This is a genomic window from Extibacter sp. GGCC_0201 (genome assembly GCF_017566055.1).
Lineage (GTDB): Bacteria > Bacillota > Clostridia > Lachnospirales > Lachnospiraceae > Extibacter.
Window position 1 is genome coordinate 1 of the sequence record NZ_JABFCH010000189.1, and the last position, 220, is coordinate 220.

General features: G+C 58.6%; 1 pseudogene. It reads right to left on the minus strand.

Annotation, left to right across the window (positions count from 1 at the left end):
• Positions 1-220: pseudogene (locus HJV72_RS19210) on the minus strand (glutamine--fructose-6-phosphate transaminase (isomerizing)); the annotation flags it as partial.

The window sequence follows — 220 nt, forward strand, 5'->3', positions numbered from 1 at the left end:
CCTTGCCATAGCCCAGAATCAGCGGGCTGTCCTTGCGGGCAGCAATCAGCGCGTCGGGATAGTCCGAGCAGATGATGCCGAACGCATAGGACCCCTCAATGCGCCGCAGGACGCGGCCCACTGCTTCCAGCATGTTGTGGCACTCATCATAGTGGTACTCCAGCAGCTGGGCCACCACCTCAGAATCGGTGTCAGAGGTGAATTTTACCCCCAGATTCAT